Origin of the sequence: Mesorhizobium sp. M8A.F.Ca.ET.161.01.1.1, from assembly GCF_004792105.1 — a bacterium.
GTDB lineage: Bacteria > Pseudomonadota > Alphaproteobacteria > Rhizobiales > Rhizobiaceae > Mesorhizobium.
Genome location: NZ_SRTD01000481.1, coordinates 1 through 285, shown reverse-complemented (window position 1 = coordinate 285; position 285 = coordinate 1). Strand labels below are relative to the sequence as shown.

Here is a 285-nt window from a genome sequence, read left to right as displayed (position 1 = left end):
GGATCATGGTCATGTTCGCAGGCCGGGACGTCGGAGAAAAAACGGCGGAAGCCGAAGAACAGACGCTGGGCCTGATGATGGCCGGCATCGCCGCATGAGGCATGAATGAGCACCGCTTCCGTACCGCTGCCAAACTGGATTACCTACGGCCTCCTGCCGTTTCTCAATGTCGTTACCGCCTTTCTGATTTCCGGCCTCGTTGTCTGGTCCATCGGTGAAAACCCGCTGGCGGCGCTGCGCCTGCTGATCGAAGGGGCGCTCGGCCGTGGTGATGCCATCGGCTTC

At 61.1% G+C, this 285-nt stretch carries 1 pseudogene; it reads left to right on the top strand.

Annotated elements, in window-relative coordinates:
* Positions 1–105: 105 nt before the first annotated feature.
* Positions 106–285: pseudogene (locus tag EN804_RS36645) on the top strand (ABC transporter permease); the annotation flags it as partial.